Annotated in this window: 3 protein-coding genes; 2 read left to right on the top strand and 1 reads right to left on the bottom strand. The window is 49.5% G+C overall.

Annotation, left to right across the window (positions count from 1 at the left end):
• Both QCH34_RS11415 and QCH34_RS11420 read left to right on the top strand, forming a co-directional pair.
• The coding region (locus QCH34_RS11415; RefSeq protein WP_300334267.1) for a sensor histidine kinase at positions 1-991 on the top strand (991 nt) is incomplete at its 5' end.
• Positions 988-1,368 carry a response regulator gene (locus tag QCH34_RS11420; protein ID WP_300334270.1) on the top strand — a complete coding sequence of 127 codons (381 nt, stop codon included), beginning with the start codon at positions 988-990 and terminating at the stop codon, positions 1,366-1,368. The genes QCH34_RS11415 and QCH34_RS11420, both read left to right, overlap by 4 nt.
• Before the next feature lie 70 nt (positions 1,369-1,438).
• Here the strand turns inward: QCH34_RS11420 and QCH34_RS11425 are convergent.
• The coding region (locus tag QCH34_RS11425) for a site-specific DNA-methyltransferase (protein ID WP_300334272.1) at positions 1,439-2,029 on the bottom strand (591 nt) is incomplete at its 5' end.

Here is a 2,029-nt window from a genome sequence, read left to right on the forward strand (position 1 = left end):
GATGAAGACGGTGGGTCCCGCAAAAGTCTATTTTCTCTCAGAACGGGTGCCTGTTTCTGCGTTGATCGATTTTTCAACGGATCTCATTGTTCTTCTGGATGAGAAACTCCGGATCGTCAGTGCAAATGATCATTATCTTGCCCTTGCCGGCAGCAGAAAGGATCAGGTTGTTGGAACAAAGATACAGGAAGCGAAATGCCCGATCCTCTCAAACGATATTTTTCTCTCCAGAATCCCGCGATATGGTGAGGGAGAGCAGCAGATAGAGGATATGGTCCTGCTTACCGGGGAGGAGAAGCGGCACTTTCGGATCAGGATTCTCCCTGCTGCTTTTGAGGGCGGGGATTCAGGCTATGCGGTCATCATTGAGGAGACGACCGGGAGGCGGCTTTCTGAAGAGAAGATGGCTTCTGCCCTTCATGAGAAAGAAGCTCTCCTCCGGGAACTGCAACTTCGGGTCAGGAATAACCTCCAGTTGATTACGAGCATAATTAACCTCCAGATGATGGAGTGCCAGGATGATGCAGTCTCTCCAACTCTCAGGGAGACGCAGAACCGGATCATCTCACTCTCACTTGCGTATGATCTTGTCTATGCTCATGGAATGATCGGAGAAGTTGATATGGTGGAGTACCTGATCCACCTTGCCTCTGAACTGCGACGCTCCTTTGATCTGCCGGATGAGGGGGTAATCTGCCTGCCCGCTGACAGAAAGGTCACGCTCGATATCGACACTGCGATCCAGATTGGCCTGATCACCAATGAACTGGCAACAATAGTGATTGATGCTGCGGTAAGAAAGGGAGAACCTGTGAAGTGTGTTGTCTCACTCTCCAAACAGGATGGCTGCCACAGTCTCAGGGTCATATCAGATATTGGAGTTCATACCATTGAAGGTCTTGGGATAACACTTGTCAGAACCCTCGTACACCAGGAACTCAGGGGAAAATTCACGATCCTGCCTGATGGATGGGAGGTGATCTTCCCATGACAGGAAAAAGAGATCAACTCCGTTTCTTCATTGTTGAGGATATCGCTCTCATTGCCCTTGATATCTCACGGAGGATTGAAGGGCTTGGCCATATCGTCGTAGGCACAGCTGAATATGCAGATGCTGCTCTTCAGGGTATCCTTGAAACCCTTCCGGACTGTGTCCTGATAGATATCATGCTCAAAGGGGAGGTGAATGGGATCTGGGTTGCAGAGGAGATTAACCGGGTTTCACCACGTCCTTTTGCATATGTGACAGCATACTCTGAGCAGGGAATAATGGAGGATGCAAAGAGAACCAAGCCAATAGCCTATCTCGTGAAACCGATCAGGGATAACGATCTCAGGAGAGTAATAGGATTACTCCTGTCTGAATGATCGCAGTGCTGTATGGAATGAGGGTCAATTCATCTGTTGAGTGCGGGCAGTGGAGGTATCCATGCCACTTCTACTCATTTTGATTCATTTTTTCACATTTCGCTGATTGTTTTTTGCTGTGTTTGTGGTATTTTTTCTTCTCCTCCCCTATCCGCTCAAGCGCAATCTCCCGGTACGAGGAATCGATCTCAAAGCCGATATAGTCTGTACCAAGCCGGATACAGGCGATGGCGGTCGATCCGATCCCCATGAAAGGGTCAAGCACAAGGCGGCATCGTTCAAGTCCATGGTCTTTGATACAGAGGGTGGGAAGGCCGATCGGGAAGACTGCCGGGTGGGGCCGCTTCTCATTGATCGTCTCATAGGGGATGAACCAGGTGTTCCCCCGGTCCCGGAGATCTGATCCTGCCCCCTTCCACCTCCCGATATTGCTCTTATCCTGATACGGAACCCCGATCGCCAGCTTATCAAGCGGAACATCTCCGGTTCTTGTGAAATGGAATATGAATTCATGGCAGTCATGATGAAACCGCTTACTGTTAATCGGTTTATAGTGGCCGACCGCGATATCTCCGGTGATATTATTGTACGATCCCATATCGGGACGTGGAATCGCGATCGATTTGATCCAGTGTATCATATTCTGGAGGTAAAACCCCTT

Origin of the sequence: Methanocalculus sp. (assembly GCF_029762515.1) — an archaeon.
Taxonomy (GTDB): Archaea; Halobacteriota; Methanomicrobia; order Methanomicrobiales; family Methanocorpusculaceae; genus Methanocalculus.